Origin of the sequence: Lentzea aerocolonigenes (assembly GCF_000955955.1) — a bacterium.
In the GTDB taxonomy this organism is placed as follows: domain Bacteria; phylum Actinomycetota; class Actinomycetes; order Mycobacteriales; family Pseudonocardiaceae; genus Lentzea; species Lentzea aerocolonigenes_A.
Genome location: NZ_JYJG01000586.1, coordinates 1 through 3,058 on the forward strand (window position 1 = coordinate 1; position 3,058 = coordinate 3,058).

Here is a 3,058-nt window from a genome sequence, read left to right on the forward strand (position 1 = left end):
GTCTGACAATTCCGGCTGACCTGGGGCTTCCTCGAGGATCATGTGGGCGTTCGTGCCGGAGATGCCGAACGCCGAGACGCCCGCCCGTCGCGCGCGACCGTTCGGCGACCACTCACGAGCCGAGGTGAGCAGCTCGACCGTGCCCGCGGACCAGTCGATGTGCGGAGAAGGCGCGGCGACGTGCAACGTCTGCGGCAGCACGCCGTTCTGCAGCGCGAGCACCATCTTGATCACGCCCGCGACACCCGCCGCCGCCTGCGTGTGGCCGATGTTCGACTTCACCGAACCCAGCCACAAAGGCTCCGCACGGTCCGCGCCATAGGTGTTGATCAAAGCCTGAGCCTCGATCGGGTCACCCAGAGCCGTGCCGGTGCCGTGTGCTTCGACGACGTCGACATCGCCCACGGACAGACCAGCGTTCGCGAGAGCAGCACGAATCACGCGCTGCTGCGACGGACCGTTGGGCGCGGTCAGGCCGTTGGACGCACCGTCCTGGTTCACGGCGGAACCACGGATCACCGCGAGCACCTGGTGCCCGTTGCGAACGGCATCGGACAGTCGCTCCATCACGACCATGCCGACACCCTCGGACCAGCCCGCGCCGTCCGCGTCGTCGGAGAACGCCTTCGACCGGCCGTTCGCCGCCAGCGCACCCTGGCGAGTCAGCTCGGCGAACGCGTAGGGCGTGGTCATGATCGTCGCACCACCCGACACCGCCAACGAGCACTCGCCACCGCGCAACGACTGCACGGCGAGATGCATGGCCACGAGAGAGGCGGAGCACGCCGTGTCGACGGTGACCGCCGGCCCCTCGAAGCCGAACGTGTACGACAGACGACCCGAGATCACCGAAGCCGCGAGACCCGTCGCCGCGTGGCCCTCCGTGTCCTCGGATGACGACGTCAGCAGCGTGGCGTAGTCCTGGCCGTTGGTGCCCACAAACACACCGGTCTGCGTGCCACGCAACGAGAGAGGATCGACGCCGACGCGCTCAAGGGCCTCCCACGTGGTCTCCAACAGGAACCGCTGCTGCGGATCCATCGCGAGCGCCTCACGCGGTGAGATGCCGAAGAACGCCGGGTCGAAGTCCGCGGTCCCGGCCAGGAAGCCGGCTTCGCGGGTGATCGACGTCGACAGCACCGACTCCACGTCCCAGTCGCGGTCGACGGGGAACGCACCCATGCCGTCCCGTCCGTCGATCAGCAGCTGCCACAACTGTTCGGGCGTGTTGACATCACCGGGGAAGCGGCAGGCCATGCCGACGATCGCGATCGGTTCGTCAGCACGCGCGGACATCACCTCCTCCTCGACAGACCCACCGCGCAGATGGCCGGCGAGGCGACGCGGCGTCGGGTAGTCGTAGACCAGTGACGCGGGCAACGTCTGCCCGGTCGCCGCCGACAGCTGGTTGCGCAGCTCGACCGCGGTCAGCGAGTCGAACCCGAGATCGCGGAACTCCCTGTCCACGCCCACCGCGTGCGGTCCGGCATAACCGAGCACCGACGCGACGGCCGTCCGCACGACCTCCAGCACATCACCGTTCAAGACGGCTTTTTGCTCACGAGCCTTGGACTTCGGAGGCAGGATCGCGATGGCCACGGTCGGCGCGTCCTCCGCGACCGCCCGCCACATCGACTCCACGGCCAGGTCGGGCCGCATCGTGATCGTGCTGAGGTCCGCGCCCACGCCGCCGGCCATGCCGGAACCGGCCCACGCACCCCACGCGATCGACGTCGCGGGCAGTCCCGCCGAACGCCGATCCCGCGCGATGGCGTCCAGCACCGCGTTGGCAGCGGCGTAGTTGGCCTGGCCGGGGTTGCCGAGCGCGCCCGCGACCGACGAGAACAGCACGAACGCGTCGAGTTCCAGCGATCGCGTCAGCTCGTCGAGCACCAGCGCCGAGGCGACCTTCGACCGGAACACGTCCGCGAACCGTTCCGGCGCAAGGCTTTCGAGCACACCGTCGCTCAGAACACCTGCGGTGTGCACGATCGCGTCCGGCGGGTAAGAAGCCAGCAGCCGCTCGACGGCGGCTCGGTCCGCGACGTCGCACGCCACGACCTCCGCGCCCAGTTCCTCACGCAACTCGGCGGCTCCCGGCGCGTCCAGTCCACGCCGGCTCACCAGCACGATCTTCTCGACGCCGCGTTGCTTCAGGTCCCGGGCGACATGCGTGCCGAGCGCGCCCGTGCCGCCGGTGACGATCACTGTGCCGTGCGGCTCCCACAGCGCATCGGTTGGCGCGGCAGCGTCGTAACGCCGCGCGAACACGCCCTCCTCGCGAATCTCGACCTCGGACTCATCGCCGGCGAGCACCGCGGCCAGCTGCGAGACGTCCCCGGTGACGTCGGCCAAGCCGCCCCACTGCGCGGGCAGCTCCAGCGCGGCCACCCGGCCCAGGCCCCAGACCGCGCTCTGCGCCGGGCTGGTCGCGGCACCTCGCGTGACCGCCCACACCGGAGCCCTGACACCCCTGCGCGCCAACGACTGGATCAGCTCCATGGTCGCGATCACACCGTGCGGCACGCCGTTCTCGTCCGCGTGGCCGTCCAATGCCAGCAGCGACACGATCCCGTCGAACGGCGTGTCTGGCACCTCCTGCACCACAACGCCACCGACAGCCGCCGCCACCTCGCGAGCGAACTCGTCCTCCGCGCCGAGCACCAGCCACGTTCCGGAAACCTTGCCGCGCGGAGTGATCCGTTCCCACGACTCGCGGTGCCGCCACGAGTCCGCAGAGGACTTGGCGCGGTCGACCGGTGCGACGTCGAGCACGGTCGGCCAGTAACGCTCGTGCTGGAACGCGTAGGTCGGCAGGTCGACCCGCCGCGCGCCCGTTCCTTCGAACAGCGCGCTCCAGTCCACGCGCGCACCGCTGACGTGCAGGCGGGCGAGCCCGGCGACGAACGCCTGTTCCTCGCCGCGATCCTTGCGCAGCAGCGGGATGCCGCTGACCATCGCCGACAGCACGCCGTCGGGCCCGATCTCCAGGAACGTGCTGCCGTCGAGCGCGCGCACCGTGTCGTGGAACCGCACGGCGTCGCGGACGTGCCGCACC

Annotated in this window: 1 protein-coding gene; it reads right to left on the reverse strand. The window is 70.1% G+C overall.

The window, feature by feature from the left end; all coding sequences use genetic code 11:
• Positions 1-3,058 (reverse strand): type I polyketide synthase (locus tag UK23_RS47595; RefSeq protein WP_045318481.1); only part of this gene is annotated, 3,058 nt, incomplete at both ends.